This is a genomic window from Tenacibaculum sp. M341, from assembly GCF_004337695.1.
Taxonomy (GTDB): Bacteria; Bacteroidota; Bacteroidia; order Flavobacteriales; family Flavobacteriaceae; genus Polaribacter.
The window spans coordinates 55903-71380 of record NZ_SJXJ01000012.1; the positions used below are offsets into that span (position 1 = coordinate 55903).

Below are 15478 nucleotides of genomic sequence, written 5' to 3' on the forward strand. Positions count from 1 at the left end.
TGATTTGGCTTTTAAGAATATAATTTAAGCGCTAAATTATTTTATATTTGTTCGTGTATGAATGAACATTTGAATCCAGAAAATACAAACTACTCAAGAGAAGAAATGGATGTAGAGAAAAAACTACGTCCTCTATCATTTGACGATTTTACAGGTCAAGATCAGGCAATAGAAAATCTAAGGATTTTTGTTGAAGCTGCTAATCAGAGAGATGAAGCTCTAGACCATACTTTGTTCCATGGACCACCGGGATTGGGAAAAACTACATTAGCAAATATTTTAGCAAATGAGTTGGGAGTAGGAATTAAGATAACTTCTGGACCAGTTTTAGATAAACCTGGAGATTTAGCAGGTTTACTAACAAATTTAGATGAAAGAGATGTTCTTTTTATAGATGAGATCCATCGTTTAAGTCCTATTGTTGAAGAATATTTATATTCTGCAATGGAGGATTATAAAATAGATATTATGATTGAATCTGGACCAAATGCAAGAACAGTTCAGATTAATTTAGAACCTTTTACCTTAGTAGGAGCTACTACTAGATCAGGGCTTTTAACAGCTCCTATGAGAGCTCGTTTTGGAATTAGTAGTAGGTTACATTACTATTCAACAGAATTACTTACCACTATTGTACAAAGAAGTGCAAGTATTTTAGGAGTTCCTATATCTATGGAAGCAGCAATTGAAATAGCTGGTAGAAGTAGAGGAACACCACGTATTGCAAATGCCTTATTGAGAAGAGTAAGAGACTTTGCACAGATAAAAGGTGATGGTACCATAAATATTGAAATAGTAAAATACTCATTAAAAGCCTTAAATGTTGATGCACATGGTTTAGATGAAATGGATAATAAAATATTAATAACAATTATTGATAAGTTTAAAGGAGGACCAGTAGGTATTACAACGTTGGCAACAGCAGTAGCTGAGAATGCAGAAACAATAGAGGAAGTTTATGAGCCTTTTTTAATTCAACAAGGATTTATAATGCGTACCCCAAGAGGTAGAGAAGTAACAGATTTAGCATATAAACACTTAGGAAAGATAAAAGGAACAAGTCAAGGAGAATTATTTTAAGTGAAACTAAAGAAGATCATACCGCTTTTAGACTGGTTACCAAATTATAAAAAAAGTCAGTTAAAAGGAGATATAGTAGCTGGTATTACCGTAGCTACTGTATTAATACCTCAAGGTATTGCTTATGCATTGATTGCAGGTTTACCACCAATTTACGGGCTGTATTCAGCATTAATTCCCCAAATTGTATATGCCATTTTTGGGTCTTCTCGACAGGTTGCTATTGGTCCGGTGGCAATGGATTCATTAATTGTAGCAGCAGGTGTATCTACAATAGCATTGGCAGGATCTGAAAGTTATATAGCAATAGCGATATTTTTAGCGTTTTTAGTAGGGGCTATTCAATTGTTAATGGGGATATTCAGACTCGGTTTTATTGTTAATTTTTTATCCAAACCTGTAATCACAGGATTTACTTCAGCAGTAGCTTTAACAATAGGTTTAAATCAGTTTAGAAATCTTTTTGGTGTAGACTTTATACAAAGTGATCAAATTCAAGTTTTATTAGAAGATATGTATTTCAGGTTTTTAGAAATAAACATGAATACATCTGCAATAGGTTTGGTTACTTGTTTGTTGATTTTATTATTCAGGAAAATAAATAAAAAAATACCGAATGCATTAATTGTAGTTGTATTGGGTATATTGATAATGTATTTCTTTGAAACTTTATTTTTTGACGTAGCAATTGTAGAAGATGTTCCCTCAGGTTTACCATCGTTTTCTATTCCTGAGTTTGATATAGGTTCTATTAAAGAATTAATGACCATAGCTTTCACATTGGTAATGGTTGGGTATTTAGAAACTATTTCAATAGGAAAATCATTAGAGGCAGAACAAGATGAATATAGAATAGATCCAAATCAAGAATTAATTGCTTTGGGATTGAGTAATATTGTTGGATCTTTTTTTAAATCATATCCATCAACTTCTAGTTTTTCACGTTCAGCAATAAATGCCGAGGCAGGAGCAAAGACAGGAGTTTCAGCTTTATTGTCTTCAATAATGGTGGTTATAACATTACTGTATTTAACACCTGTTTTTTACTTTTTACCAAAAACAGTTTTAGCTGCAATTATAGTAGTAGCAGTATTTAGGTTAGTAAATGTAAAAGAAGCGGTGTTTTTATGGAAAGCAAATATTTTAGATTTTTGGCTTTTAATAGCAACTTTTATATCAACATTAGTTTTTGGTATAGAGTATGGCATTCTAATAGGAGTGAGTTTGTCTTTAATAGTACTAATATTTAGAACGTCAAGACCTCATGTAACTGAATTAGGAAAAGTGCCGAATTCAGATTTTTATAGAAATAAAAATAGATTTAAAGAGGTAGAATTAGACAAAGAAGTATTAGTATTTCGATTTGATGCTCAACTTTTTTATGCGAATGCAAGTTATTTTAGAGAGCAATTAGAATTAATGGTTGAAGAGAAAGGTGAAGAATTAAAATTGATCGTATTAGATGCTGAAAGTATTAATAGAGTTGATAGTACAGGAATTGAAATGCTAAAACAGCAGATCGATTTTTATAAGAAAAAAGGAATTATATTTTATTTAGCAGGAGTAAAAGGACCTGTTAGAGATGATTTATTTAGAGGACGTTTGTTAGAAATTATTGATATTAATCATTTTTTTATGAAAGCAAACGGCGCAGTTACATATTTTAAAACAGGAGATAACGAAAATCAAAAAAAATACGCACAATACATACATCAGGCGTATAATTAAAAATAATAGAAGATAATGAAGATTGAACAGATTTATACAAATTGCTTATCGCAGGGAGCATATTATATAGAAAGTAATGGAGAGGTTGCAATTATAGATCCTTTAAGAGAAGTACAACCATATATTGATATAGCTGAAAAAGATAAGGCTACAATTAAATATATTTTTGAAACTCATTTTCATGCTGATTTTGTTAGTGGTCATATTACACTAGCAGAAAAAACTGGGGCAAAGATTATTTATGGTCCAACGGCAGAAACTAATTTTGAATCATATATAGCAAAAGATAATGAATCTTTTAAGTTAGGAAATATTGAAATAATAGCGCTTCATACACCTGGGCATACTTTAGAAAGTACGACTTATTTGTTGAAAAATGAAGAAGGTAAAGATTATGCTATTTTTAGTGGAGATACATTGTTTATAGGAGATGTTGGAAGACCTGATTTAGCTCAAAAAGGAAACATAACACAAGAAGATTTAGCAGGAAAACTTTATGATAGTTTAAGAACTAAAATTATGGTACTTAATGATGATGTTATTGTATATCCTGCCCATGGTGCAGGTTCGGCTTGTGGTAAACATATGAGTAAAGAAACTGTAAGTACATTAGGAGCACAAAAAGAATCTAATTATGCTTTAAGAGAGAGTTTAACCAAAGAACAATTTATTAAAGAGGTAACAGATGGATTATTGCCACCTCCAGATTATTTTCCTTTAAATGTAAAGTTAAATAAAGAAGGATATGATTCAATTGATGCTATCTTAGAAAAAGGAACAAAAGCGTTATCTGTACAAGAATTTGAAGAAAAAGCAAATGCATCTGGGGCGTTAATTTTAGATGTACGCCATCAATTTGATTTTGTAAAAGGTTTTATCCCTCAGTCAATTTTTATAGGTTTAAATGGAACTTTTGCACCGTGGGTTGGTGCGCTTATTAAAGACACTGAGCAGCCTATTTTATTAGTAACTCCTGTAGGTAAAGAGGAAGAAACAATTACAAGGTTAGCAAGAGTAGGTTTTGATAACGTGTTGGGATATTTAAAAGGAGGTTTTGAAAGTTGGTTAGAAACTAAAAAAGAAATAGATACGTTATTATCAGTAGAAGCTACTGTTTTAGAAACGGCTATTCTAAATGAAGCTACTGTTTTTGACGTAAGAAAACCAACAGAATATGACGCAGAACATATAAAAGATGTAAAAAATGTTCCATTAGATTATTTAAATGATTATATTAGTGTGTTCCCTAAAAATACAGATTTTTACATTCATTGTGCTGGAGGTTATCGTTCAGTGATAGCTGCTTCAATTTTAAAATCTAGAGGATATCATAATGTCATTGATGTGGCAGGTGGATACAAAGCTATTAAACAAACAGGCATAAAAAGAGTACAGCTAGTAGTTTAAAAACATACTTATGGGGTATCGTATCATTTTAAAATTATTTACTATTATAATTTTACTTTCATGTGTAAAACATGATGAGAGGGTGAAAGATATAACCATTGAAGAGTTAAAATTAGTTTTAAAGGATAATAAAAATATTCAATTACTAGATGTTAGAACTACTTCTGAAGCAGCTGAAGGAATCATTTTTGATGCTAAGCAAGTCAATTTAATTTCTAATTCTTTTGAACAAGAAGCAATTGATGTATTGGATAAAACCCAACCAGTATATGTTTATTGCAGATCGGGTAGAAGAAGTAAAATAGCCGCAAATGTTCTAGTTGAAAATGGATACGAAGTATATAATGTAAAAGGAGGATATTTGGAGTGGGAGAAAAAAAATAAAGATAATGACTAGAGAGATTAATATAGAAAATTTGAAATGCGGAGGCTGTGCAAACACTATTACTAGAGAACTATCAGCAATGAAAGGAGTAGATGAAGTGAGTGTAGATGTAGAGAATTCTTTGGTGAAATTTAGTGCACCCGAAACTATTTTCAATTTAGTAAAAGAAAAATTATCAAAATTAGGTTATCCAGAAGTAGGATCTGCAAATAATGTGCTGCATAAAGCAAAATCATTTGTGAGTTGTGCTGTAGGAAGAATCAAATAGATATTCAATAAAAAACCGAGTTTATATAAACTCGGTTTTTTATTGAATATTCATTTTTAAATTAGAACTTTAAAGTAGCTCCAATTAAAAAGTTTCTTGTAGCTTGCGGATAAAAACCAGCACCATCAACGGTAGTTGTAGTACCAGGAGTAGTCCAAGTATCGTCAAAGAAGAAATAATATCCTCTGTCAACATATTCTCTATCAAAAATATTATTTACCAATCCGGTAAGTACAATAGATTTAAATATTTTATTAGTTTTAATTTCATAAACAATATTTAAATCACTAGTAAAATAACTATCTAATTTTTCATTATCAGAAATTCTACCACCTAAATTCCCCATAAACTGCTCGCCTACAAATTTTGATAAAAAGGCAAACTGTATATTTTCTGTAGGTTGATACACTAATGAATTACCAAGAATCACGTTAGGAGAAAAAGAAATATCAGTATTACCTAAATTCTCAAGAGTTCCATCAATAGAAGCATTAAAATCTCTGTTCTTATTAATACTAAAAGCTGCGTTTGGTTTTAAAGAAAGTTTTTCAGTTATAGAAATATCAGCATCAATTTCTAAACCAAATCTAAAACTATTTCCACTAGTTTCTCTAATAGGTTCACCTACGTCATTAATAGCTCCAGATAATACTAGTTGATTGGTATAATCCATGTAAAATAAGTTGGTGTTTAACTTAATATTTTCAGAATCATAACGCCATCCTAATTCAAAATCATCTAAAGTTTCGTGTTGAGAATTCCCTCCTTCAAAATCATTTCTATTAGGTTCTCTATTAGCACGTGCATATGAAACATAAAAAATATTACTATTATTTAAGTTATAAGTTAACCCTGCTTTTGGATTAAAGAAATTAAAATCTTTATCAACATTTAACGGAGCTCTGTCAGAAGTTAAACCTTGAGTTCTATAGCTTACAAATCTACCTTGAATATCTACATAAGCAGACAGTTGATCATTAACTTTAATATTTGTTTTAATAAACGAACTTAAATCATGTTTTTTTGCATCGCTAAAATAGTAACGATCTCTAATATTAGTGTTAGCAGCTAAATCGCTTCCCCAAATTACTTCTCCATAATGATCATTACTATAATTACTGTAAGAACCACCAGCTATAATTTCAAAACCATCTAATTTATAGGTTGCTGAAGCGTTTATAACATAAAAATGATTATCTAACCAACGTCTTCTTATAACATCTGTAATAGGAATAAGAGTTACACCATCATCATCTAATTTAGTGTCTGTAGCGGTAACAATACCATTATATAAAGAAATCTCATCTGTATCATCTTCAAACTGCTCAAAATATCCTTTACCACGAGTATAATTTAATCCGATAGTAGTAGAAAGCTTATCGCTGAACTTCTCATTCCAGTGTAATTGATAATGATCTTGCCAGTAATTATCAGTTTCGTTATCGTATAAATAATGATTATACCTTCTATCAGAGTTTCTAAGATTATCTGCTTGTGCTGGTGTTAAACCATTATTAATAATAAAATCTTCTATTCCTTGCTTATCTCCAGTTAAACGTGCTTTAGGTGTGCCAAACCATGCTTGATATGTTTTTTCTGAACCACCAAAAGCAAGTGCTTTTATAAGTGTATTTTCGTCAGTATAACTTCCCTGTAAAAAGTATGATTTTAAATCTGTAAAAGCTCTGTCAACATATCCATCTGAATAAATATTTGATAAACGTCCAGAAAACTCAAAATGATCATTTAACTTACCTGAAGTAAATTTAACAGTATGCTTGCGAGTACCAAAAGAACCAAAAGAATTTGATATTTCACCTCCCGCTTCTTCAGAAATAGCATCAGTTAAAATATTTAAACTAGCACCAAAAGCTCCAGAACCATTAGTTGAAGTTCCAACACCACGCTGTAATTGTAAACTTTGAGTAGAAGAAGCAAAATCACCTAAATTCACCCAAAAAGTTCCTTGGCTTTCTGCATCGTTGTAAGGAATACCGTTAATAGTAACATTTACTCTAGAAGCATCTGAACCTCTAACACGCATGTAAGTATATCCTACACCAGCACCAGCATCAGAAGAAGAGATAACAGAAGGTAAATAATTTAAAAGAACAGGAATATCTTGTCCTAAATTACGTTTTGCTATTTCTTTTTTAGTAAGATTAGAATAGGTAACAGGAGTGTTTTTGTTTGCTCTAATAGAAGAAACAAGTACTTCATCTAATACATTATCTTCAGAAGTTAATTGTATGATTAAATTAGAAGTATTGGTGTTAATTTGTTTTTTAACAGTTCTGTAGCCAACAAAAGAAACTTCTACCAAATGTTTGCCAGTAGGAACTTTAATCTTAAAGTTCCCATCAAAATCAGTAGTAGAACCTTTTCTTAAATCGCGAATAATAACCGTAGCACCTACAAGAGGTTCTTTGTTATCGTTAACTACTTGTCCTGATAAAATAACAGATTGTGCATTTACGAGTAAGGTTGTAAATAATACCATTAAAAAAGCTACTTTCTTCACTTTTTCAATAAAAGACATTGGTCTCATTTTTTAGTTTAACAGAATAAAAAGAGGTAATTATTCTTCTATTTTTCAATAATTAATTAAAATATATCAAAGCAGTTAACTTTGATATTTATTTTCCCTAAACAGCATTATCTGTTCTAGGTTCAATGGGTATGATCTCAGCTTTTATAATTACGAATTGAGATTTCTCTAAAATTTATAATCAATTGAAGCACCCCTTTATGAGAACATTGCAAAATTACGTTCAAAATTTAGAATAGCCATAGAAAAAAGGAGTATACTATCATATAAGACCATGCATTTAATAATTGATGTAGAAAAGTGTAAATCACGTTACTAATAAGAAAATTAATTTTAATAATTTAGCACAACCAATTTAAGTAATTTTATGAGTAAAACATACAAAGCAAAAGTGAATCAGACTCATGATTTCAGTTTTGATGAGAATAAAATTTCTGCCTTAAACTCAATAGAAAAATTAAACGATTCATATCATGTTTTACATGACAATACATCTTTTAAAGCTAAAGTAGTTACGGCTAATTTTAATGAGAAAAAATATGTAGTTCAAGTAAACGGAAATGATTATGAAGTTAATATTTCTAATGAACTAGATAGTTTAATAGCAGAGTTAGGTTTGGAAGCTTCTGTAGGAAAAAAAGAAAACGATGTAAAAGCACCTATGCCAGGTTTAGTTGTTGCAGTAAACGTTGAAGTTGGACAAGAAGTGAAAGAAGGAGAAGGTGTTTTAGTATTGGAAGCAATGAAAATGGAAAACACTTTATTAGCTCCTAAAGACGGAGTAGTTAAGTCTATTGTGGTACAAGGAGGAGATAAAGTAGAGAAAAATGAACTATTAATTGAAATTGAGTAATCGATGAAAAAAATATTAGTAGCCAATAGAGGAGAAATAGCGTTGCGTGTAATGCGTACAGCTAAAAAAATGGGTATTAAAACAGTTGCTGTGTATTCTGATGTGGATAGAAATTCACCTCATGTTGCCTTTGCAGATGAAGCTGTATGTATTGGAGAAGCACCTTCTAATCAATCGTACCTATTAGGAGATAAAATTATTGAAGTTGCGAAAACGTTATCGGTAGATGGAATTCATCCTGGATATGGGTTTTTGAGTGAAAATGCTGCCTTTTCTGAAAAAGTAGCAGCAAGCGGAATTACTTTTATAGGACCCAAAGCTCATGCTATTGAAGTAATGGGAAGCAAATTAGCAGCAAAGGATACCGTAAAAGCGTACGATATTCCTATGGTACCAGGTATTGATGAAGCGGTTACAGATGTTGCTTATGCTGAAAAAGTAGCCAATGAAATTGGGTATCCGATTTTAATTAAAGCTTCTGCTGGAGGTGGTGGAAAAGGAATGCGTGTTGTTGAGAAAGCAGAAGATATTAGAGAACAAATGGAAAGAGCTATTTCTGAAGCAGTTTCTGCTTTTGGAGATGGATCTGTTTTTATAGAGAAATATGTAGGTTCACCAAGACATATTGAAATACAAGTTTTAGCAGACAGTCATGGAAATACTGTACATTTATTTGAAAGAGAATGTAGTGTACAAAGACGTCATCAAAAAGTTGTAGAAGAAGCTCCTTCTAGTGTTTTAACTGATGAAATTAGAGCTAAAATGGGAGAGGCTGCTGTAAGAGTAGCAAAGTCTTGTGATTATTTAGGAGCTGGTACGGTAGAATTTTTATTAGATGAAAATAAAAACTTCTATTTCTTAGAAATGAATACTCGTTTACAAGTTGAGCACCCTGTTACGGAAATGATTACAGGAATTGACTTGGTAGAGCAGCAAATTAGAATTGCTAGAGGAGAGAAGTTATCTTTTTCTCAAGAGGATTTAAAAATTAAAGGTCACGCTTTAGAGTTACGTGTATATGCAGAAGATCCGTTAAGTGATTTTATGCCTAGTATTGGAACTTTAGAAGTATACAGAGCTCCAGAAGGAGAAGGTATTAGAGTAGATGATGGATTTGAAGAAGGAATGGAGATTCCTATTTATTATGATCCTATGATTTCAAAGCTAATTACTTACGGTAACTCAAGAGAAGAAGCTATTGAATTAATGAAACAAGCAATTAATAAATACCAAATAAAAGGAATTGAAACAACACTTTCTTTTGGTCAGTTTGTTTGTGATCATGAAGCGTTTATATCGGGGAATTTTGATACGCATTTTGTAAAGAAATACTATTCACCTGAAGCAATAGAAGCTACTTACAAAGTTGAAGCAGAAATAGCAGCCAAAGTAGCATTACAACAATATTTAAAAGAACAACAAATACTAAAGGTACCAAGTAGTGAATTCTAAAATACAAAAACTAGAAAGTAAGATAGCTGAAGCCAAGTTAGGTGGAGGTCAGAAAAGAATAGATCGTCAACATGAAAAAGGTAAATTAACCGCTAGAGAACGTATTGATTATTTACTAGATGAAGGATCTTTTGAAGAGATAGGTATCTTGGTAACTCATAGAACTACTGATTTCGGAATGGAGAATCAAAAGTTTTATGGTGATGGAGTTGTTACTGGGTATGGAACAGTAAATGGAAGGTTAATTTATGTATTTGCTCAAGATTTTACAGTTTTTGGAGGTTCTTTATCAGAAACTCATGCTGAGAAGATTTGTAAAATTATGGACATGGCAGTAAGAGTGGGAGCACCTTTAATTGGATTAAATGATTCAGGTGGAGCTCGTATTCAAGAAGGAGTTCGTTCATTAGGAGGTTATGCTGATATTTTTTACAGAAATGTTCAGGCTTCTGGAGTAATTCCTCAAATTTCAGCAATTATGGGACCTTGTGCTGGTGGAGCGGTTTATTCTCCTGCAATGACTGATTTTACTGTAATGGTAGAGAATTCTAGTTATATGTTTGTAACAGGACCAAACGTTGTTAAAACAGTAACTAATGAAGAAGTTACTTCAGAAGAATTAGGAGGAGCTAGTACTCATGCTACAAAATCTGGGGTTACACATTTAACTTCTGAGAATGATGTACAGTGTTTAGAAGATATTAAAACATTGTTGAGTTATATGCCTCAAAATAATCAAGAGGTAACTAAAAAGCTTCCTTACGAATTGCAAGATGAGTTTAGAGAAGAATTAGAGAGTATTGTTCCTGAAAATGCGAATAAGCCTTATGATATGCGTTCAGTGATTAATGGTATTGCTGATACTGATTCTTTCTTTGAAATACACAAAGATTATGCTGATAATATTGTAGTAGGTTTTGCTCGTTTAGCTGGTAGAAGTATTGGAATTGTTGCTAATCAACCAATGAGTTTAGCTGGTTGTTTAGATGTTAATAGTTCAAAAAAAGCAGCTCGTTTTACGCGTTTTTGTGATTGTTTTAATATTCCTTTATTGGTGTTAGTAGATGTACCAGGGTTTTTACCAGGAACAGATCAAGAATGGAATGCAATCATTACCAACGGAGCAAAATTATTATATGCATTAAGTGAAGCAACTGTACCAAGAGTAAGTGTTATAACACGTAAAGCGTATGGTGGAGCGTATGATGTAATGAACTCTAAACACATTGGTTCTGATATGAATTTTGCTTGGCCAAGTGCAGAAATTGCCGTAATGGGAGCTAAAGGAGCAAGTGAAATTATTTTTAAGAAAGAAATTTCTGAAGCAGATGATAAAGAAGCTAAATTAGCTGAGAAGGAAGCTGAGTATGCAGATTTATTTGCGAATCCATATACTGCTGCTGAACGAGGTTTTGTAGACGAGGTAATTTTACCTAAAGAAACTAGAAGAAAGTTAATTAAAGCTTTTGCCATGTTAGAAAATAAAAAGGTAGAAAGACCAAATAGAAAACACGGAAATATTCCATTATAATATAGATGTAACAAGGGGATGATTCCCCTTGTTTTTCTTTAAAAAACAAAAGAGAATGAAAAATACACACAAGTTATTTGAGGCATTTGGAGAGTTGCTATATGTGGTAGCTATAGCAGATGGGGCTATTCAAAAAGAAGAATTAGCTGTAATTGAAGAAAGATTATCAAATCATAAGTGGGGAAAAGACATCAAATGGTCTTTTGATTATGAGATGAGTAAAGAAAATTCTTTAGAGTTTTTATATAAGAAAGTAGTTGCATATTGTGAAGATCATGGACCAGATGAGGAATATGATTTTTTAGTTGAATTACTGAATGAAGTAGCAAAGTCTAGTAATGGAATAGAAAAAGAAGAGAAAGAAAGAATTGAAGGTTTTGTAAATGACTTAACGCAAAAGTTTAGAGAAGATTTAGATCGGATTAATAAACAGTATTAAATTCTAATAATTTAGCTTATTAAGTTTTGAAAAAAGAGGTAATCATATTTTTATTAATATTAATCTATTCTTGTAAAGGAGTTGAAAAAGAGAAAATACAGGCTATGAAAATAGAAAAAGAATTGAATCATAAAAAACATATAATATTACCAAATAATTTAAAAATTCAATTGAAAAGTAAAGATGGAAAAAATATAGAAAAAGAGAATATTCTTTGTCATCTTAATATTTATATTGATTCTACAAGTTATTATACTTACTCTTTTATACCTACAAATTCCAAAGGAATAGTCAATTTGACAAAAGAAGAGATAGTTCAGAACACTGAACTAAAACATTATTATGATGAAAGTTTGCCTTTAGACTTTAGACCTGTAAAATTTGATTTTTTTGTAATGGATAAAGCCATGATTGATAATTTAATTTCTACCATGAAAAATTATTTAGATCAAGACATAGAGTCGATTAAATATAATTTAAAAAATAATGGATTCACAGAGGAGCAAATTCGAAAGCAAGTTGTATTAATTGAAGAAAAATTAGAACTAGATAAAAAGCTGTACGAGCTTTTAAAGAAAAATCTAATTATCAATATAATTTAAACTAATCAATCTTAGGTTTCTTTCGAAGTGCTTTTTTTAAGCTGTTTTTTCGTTTGTTTTCTGCTTTCTTTTTTACAGAACTTCGAGTAGGTTTGGTTTGAATTCGATATTTTTTTCGTGTTAAATTTTCTTTTAATAAATTAAAAAAACGTTGAATTACTATTTCTTTATTTTTATGTTGAGAGCGAGTTTCTTGGGATGTTAAAATAAGTATACTTCCTTTAGCTATTCTGTTTGTTAATTTGTCAATAAGCATAATTTTTTCTTTTTCAGACAAACCGTTAGAAGCAAGAATATCAAAAGCTAATTCTATTTTAGAAGAAACTTTATTAACATGTTGTCCGCCAGCACCAGAACTTCTAGTTGCTTTAAACAGCAATTCATTTTTGATAATACTAAAATTCATAATTATAGCATAAAGCTATTAGCATCTATGTTTTGATGTAAAAAATGAAAATCTAAATCGATAAGTATATCTGAATAAGAGTATAAATTATCTTTTTTAGCAATTAAATCATCAATAATACTTGTAGCCTTTTTAAAACGAGTTTCTTTATCTCCTTTTAAAAGTATGTATGGTTTATTATATTTTTCAAGAGTGTTTTTAAAGGCGTTAAACATCTCTTCTCGTTGTTCTGGTCTATCTCTTAAATCATCTTCTTCCCAAGGAGTATCTATATAAGTTAAAAAATAGATGTCGTAATTATTCTTTACAGCAGCTTCATCTAGTTTAGGATCTACAAATCCTCCATAATATTCTTCAGAATATACTTTAGTTTCTAATAAATCAGTATCACAAATGAGTAGTTTATCAGCTTTTTTAGCCAAACTGTTTTCAAGATTCATTTGTCCTTCAGCAATCGGAATTAAATCATGTTGTTCACATGTTTTACGCTCATTATTCCATTTGTCTTGTAAATATTCTCTTGCATATTCTGGAGCCCAAACAGTATTGTAATGTCTGGCTAATTGACGAGAAAGTGTTGTTTTACCTGTGCTTTCAGGACCAAATAAAACTACTTTTACTAAGTTAATTGGTTGTTGTGTAAGTGTTTTTTCCATGCTAAACATCCTAGAATAGCTATAAAGGTAAATATAAAATATTGGAAACTAGTAAAAGTAAATCCTTTATAAAAGTATAAAGGAGCAGAAATAATGTCTCCAATAATCCAATAAATCCAATTTTCAATTTTTCTTTTTGCCATTAGCCACATTCCAACAAAGAAAATAGCTGTAGTAAATGTATCTACATAAGCTACCCAACTAGTCCATTTACCAAAACTTACGTACACTACGTAAACAAAAAGAAGTGTAGCTAAAAAAATGAAAGCACTTATTTTATGTTCTTTTAAAGTAGTTTTAGAAATAGGAGTTACAATATCTCCATCTATTTTATGAGTCCAGATATACCAACCATAAACACTCATAATAAAGTAATACGCATTAATCATCATATCACCTAATAACTCCCATTTTAATAGCAGATATACAAAAATAAGAGTACTTATCATTCCTGTAGGAAAGACAAGTACATTATTCTTTTTAGAAAACCAGACAGACAAAAAACCAAAGACAACAGCTATAATTTCAAGCCAAATGTCTAAAGGGGAATAGCCAGAATATTGACCGAATAAAAAATCAAAAATTTGGAGCATAATTACTTCTATCAGATTTTACAATTTTAAGTAAAATTAGTCCTTTATCTATTAATTCAAAAACATCTTTAATTTCATTAGTTAATAAGTCCATTACTTTATCGTATTCGCCATATACTTGTGTACTTAATGGATTTTCAAGAACAGTTAATCCTGAGTTTCTTAATTTTTTAATGAAATTGATAATTGGTTGCTCAAAATCGTCTTGAAGAGGTGTTAATGTTAATTCAACAGAAATTTTCATTTAAAAAGTAGTTTGGTTCAGAAAACAAATAAAGTGTAATCATTCTACTTTATCAAATATTTTTTTGATGCCCTCTTTTGAGATCTTTTTTAGGTTTAATTTGAGTTTTGAGTTGTGTAATGCTTTATTTAATTCAATTTGATCATAAAATATTCCATTCTTATTTTCTCCTATAACAGTTATTTTGACTTTTCCTTTAATAGGAATGTCATAAAAAAATAGATTATTATTAGTAATTGGATAATATAAGAAAGAGCTTAAATCTTGGTATGTTATGTATGTATTAAAACCAGAAAACTCTTTTTTATCATTATATAATTCAAAATTAATTTTAGAAGTAGTGTTAACTATTCGATCAATATTAATCCACTTTGAATTAATGTTTTGAAGGATGAATAAATTACTTTTTCTGATTAATTCGTTTTTTACAAGATCTTCTTTTTTAAGTTGATTATTGTATTTTTTTTGTTGTTGAATGTAATAATCTAAAGAATCTCTAGGAATTGTAATTAGTACTGTTATACCTCCGCCTTTGTATACATCAAAATTAATGTAATTCTGATTCGTAATTTTCCATTTGATTTTTTCTAAAGAGTCTAGTTCAGATAAAAAAATGTCGTTATTTCCTAGTTTTCCTTCAGGAGTTTCTATCATTAACTTTTTTCCTTTTTTAAGTTGTATTTCTTTTCCATCAACAGTGAATTTTATTTTTAATACTCCTGATGATTCTAGTAATTTATTATCGGTAGTTAATGTTTGAATGTTTTGATATAAAATTTCTTTAAAATCATATAATTCAATTAGCTCTAATTGAATTTTAGCATTTTCTTCTATATCAAATAAATCTCTATTGAAATTAATTTTTGTTCCATGTTTACCTTTTATTTTTTCAAAAGAAATTGTGTCTAAATCAAATATTTGTGATTTTTCAGTTTGAAATTCAGCTAAATGATTTTTAGGAATAAAAGGAGTTACAATTTCAGGTTTACAGTTAAATAAAAGAGCAGTAAGTATTAGAGTAAAAAATAAGTAATGTATTTTCATAGCCTTGTTAAGTTTTGATTTATGATGTGAAGTTTATCAAAAGACATACCAAATTTCGACTTCACTCTTTTTAAATTATCATTTATTGGTTATCAATTATCCGAGTAAAAATGAATTAAATAAAGTCGAAAAGGTGAAGCTTTATAAAATATCTTTTTGAGGTTTAAATTTTAGTATTTTTAATGTCAATTATCAACCTCAAACCTTTTGCCTTCTGCTCAAAAAAATAATATTTAATTTCG

At 30.1% G+C, this 15478-nt stretch carries 16 protein-coding genes; 10 read left to right on the forward strand and 6 right to left on the reverse strand.

Going from position 1 to position 15478, the window contains the following annotated elements:
* The first annotated feature begins 57 nt into the window (after positions 1–57).
* The 5 genes from ruvB to EYW44_RS14520 are packed head-to-tail and all read left to right on the forward strand — an operon-like array spanning position 58 to position 4868.
* Complete coding sequence (ruvB, locus tag EYW44_RS14500; protein ID WP_132724391.1) at positions 58–1080, forward strand: Holliday junction branch migration DNA helicase RuvB; 1023 nt, start codon at positions 58–60, stop codon at positions 1078–1080.
* Positions 1081–2808: a SulP family inorganic anion transporter gene (locus EYW44_RS14505; protein ID WP_132724392.1), complete on the forward strand. Its 1728-nt coding sequence runs from the start codon at positions 1081–1083 to the stop codon at positions 2806–2808.
* Positions 2809–2823: 15 nt separating this feature from the next.
* Positions 2824–4215: an MBL fold metallo-hydrolase gene (locus EYW44_RS14510; protein ID WP_132724393.1), complete on the forward strand. Its 1392-nt coding sequence runs from the start codon at positions 2824–2826 to the stop codon at positions 4213–4215.
* Between the two features lie 10 nt (positions 4216–4225).
* Entirely contained in the window at positions 4226–4612 is a 387-nt protein-coding gene (locus EYW44_RS14515; RefSeq protein ID WP_132724394.1) for a rhodanese-like domain-containing protein, read from the forward strand.
* Complete coding sequence (locus EYW44_RS14520) at positions 4605–4868, forward strand: heavy-metal-associated domain-containing protein (RefSeq protein ID WP_132724395.1); 264 nt, start codon at positions 4605–4607, stop codon at positions 4866–4868. Before EYW44_RS14515 ends, EYW44_RS14520 begins: the two co-directional genes overlap by 8 nt.
* 61 nt (positions 4869–4929) lie before the next feature.
* Here the strand turns inward: EYW44_RS14520 and EYW44_RS14525 are convergent, their stop codons facing one another.
* Positions 4930–7407, reverse strand: a complete 2478-nt coding sequence (locus tag EYW44_RS14525; protein ID WP_243643672.1) for a TonB-dependent receptor — start codon at positions 7405–7407, stop codon at positions 4930–4932.
* A gap of 376 nt (positions 7408–7783) precedes the next feature.
* Here EYW44_RS14525 and EYW44_RS14530 point away from each other — a divergent pair, with 376 nt between their 5' ends.
* From EYW44_RS14530 to EYW44_RS14550, 5 genes are read left to right on the forward strand one after another with little or no spacing between them, the layout of a single operon-like run.
* Complete coding sequence (locus EYW44_RS14530) at positions 7784–8269, forward strand: biotin/lipoyl-containing protein (protein WP_132724396.1); 486 nt, start codon at positions 7784–7786, stop codon at positions 8267–8269.
* A gap of 3 nt (positions 8270–8272) precedes the next feature.
* A complete protein-coding gene (gene accC / locus EYW44_RS14535) occupies positions 8273–9721 on the forward strand; it encodes an acetyl-CoA carboxylase biotin carboxylase subunit (RefSeq protein WP_132724397.1) in 1449 nt (482 codons plus the stop codon).
* Entirely contained in the window at positions 9711–11252 is a 1542-nt protein-coding gene (locus tag EYW44_RS14540; protein ID WP_132724398.1) for an acyl-CoA carboxylase subunit beta, read from the forward strand. The genes accC and EYW44_RS14540 overlap by 11 nt, the downstream gene beginning before the upstream one ends.
* 55 nt (positions 11253–11307) lie before the next feature.
* The gene (locus EYW44_RS14545) at positions 11308–11691 is read left to right on the forward strand and encodes a TerB family tellurite resistance protein (RefSeq protein ID WP_132724399.1); all 384 of its coding nucleotides are present in this window, start codon (positions 11308–11310) and stop codon (positions 11689–11691) included.
* A 26-nt stretch (positions 11692–11717) separates the two neighbouring features.
* Positions 11718–12293 (forward strand): hypothetical protein, encoded by a 576-nt coding sequence (locus tag EYW44_RS14550; RefSeq protein WP_132724400.1) that lies wholly within the window; start codon positions 11718–11720, stop codon positions 12291–12293.
* A 1-nt stretch (position 12294) separates the two neighbouring features.
* Here EYW44_RS14550 and arfB read toward each other — a convergent pair whose 3' ends face one another.
* From arfB to EYW44_RS14575, 5 genes are read right to left on the reverse strand one after another with little or no spacing between them, the layout of a single operon-like run.
* Positions 12295–12699 carry an alternative ribosome rescue aminoacyl-tRNA hydrolase ArfB gene (arfB, locus tag EYW44_RS14555; RefSeq protein ID WP_132724401.1) on the reverse strand — a complete coding sequence of 135 codons (405 nt, stop codon included), beginning with the start codon at positions 12697–12699 and terminating at the stop codon, positions 12295–12297.
* A gap of 2 nt (positions 12700–12701) precedes the next feature.
* Positions 12702–13355: an AAA family ATPase gene (locus EYW44_RS14560; protein WP_132724402.1), complete on the reverse strand. Its 654-nt coding sequence runs from the start codon at positions 13353–13355 to the stop codon at positions 12702–12704.
* The gene (gene pnuC, locus EYW44_RS14565; protein ID WP_132724403.1) at positions 13319–13948 is read right to left on the reverse strand and encodes a nicotinamide riboside transporter PnuC; all 630 of its coding nucleotides are present in this window, start codon (positions 13946–13948) and stop codon (positions 13319–13321) included. The genes EYW44_RS14560 and pnuC overlap by 37 nt, the downstream gene beginning before the upstream one ends.
* Positions 13932–14192, reverse strand: a complete 261-nt coding sequence (locus tag EYW44_RS14570) for a hypothetical protein (protein ID WP_132724404.1) — start codon at positions 14190–14192, stop codon at positions 13932–13934. The genes pnuC and EYW44_RS14570 overlap by 17 nt, the downstream gene beginning before the upstream one ends.
* 39 nt (positions 14193–14231) lie before the next feature.
* On the reverse strand, positions 14232–15236 hold the full coding sequence (locus EYW44_RS14575) for a hypothetical protein (RefSeq protein WP_132724405.1): 1005 nt from the start codon (positions 15234–15236) through the stop codon (positions 14232–14234).
* Positions 15237–15478 lie beyond the last annotated feature (242 nt).

Excerpts from the sequence above, each read along its gene's own strand:
- ruvB (WP_132724391.1), top strand. The coding sequence starts at position 58 with ATGAATGAACATTTGAATCCAGAAAATACAAACTACTCAAGAGAAGAA.
- EYW44_RS14510 (WP_132724393.1), top strand. The coding sequence starts at position 2,824 with ATGAAGATTGAACAGATTTATACAAATTGCTTATCGCAGGGAGCATAT.
- EYW44_RS14515 (WP_132724394.1), top strand. The coding sequence starts at position 4,226 with ATGGGGTATCGTATCATTTTAAAATTATTTACTATTATAATTTTACTT.
- EYW44_RS14520 (WP_132724395.1), top strand. The coding sequence starts at position 4,605 with ATGACTAGAGAGATTAATATAGAAAATTTGAAATGCGGAGGCTGTGCA.
- EYW44_RS14525 (WP_243643672.1), bottom strand. The coding sequence starts at position 7,407 with ATGTCTTTTATTGAAAAAGTGAAGAAAGTAGCTTTTTTAATGGTATTA.
- EYW44_RS14530 (WP_132724396.1), top strand. The coding sequence starts at position 7,784 with ATGAGTAAAACATACAAAGCAAAAGTGAATCAGACTCATGATTTCAGT.
- accC (WP_132724397.1), top strand. The coding sequence starts at position 8,273 with ATGAAAAAAATATTAGTAGCCAATAGAGGAGAAATAGCGTTGCGTGTA.
- EYW44_RS14545 (WP_132724399.1), top strand. The coding sequence starts at position 11,308 with ATGAAAAATACACACAAGTTATTTGAGGCATTTGGAGAGTTGCTATAT.
- arfB (WP_132724401.1), bottom strand. The coding sequence starts at position 12,699 with ATGAATTTTAGTATTATCAAAAATGAATTGCTGTTTAAAGCAACTAGA.
- EYW44_RS14560 (WP_132724402.1), bottom strand. The coding sequence starts at position 13,355 with ATGGAAAAAACACTTACACAACAACCAATTAACTTAGTAAAAGTAGTT.
- pnuC (WP_132724403.1), bottom strand. The coding sequence starts at position 13,948 with ATGCTCCAAATTTTTGATTTTTTATTCGGTCAATATTCTGGCTATTCC.
- EYW44_RS14570 (WP_132724404.1), bottom strand. The coding sequence starts at position 14,192 with ATGAAAATTTCTGTTGAATTAACATTAACACCTCTTCAAGACGATTTT.
- EYW44_RS14575 (WP_132724405.1), bottom strand. The coding sequence starts at position 15,236 with ATGAAAATACATTACTTATTTTTTACTCTAATACTTACTGCTCTTTTA.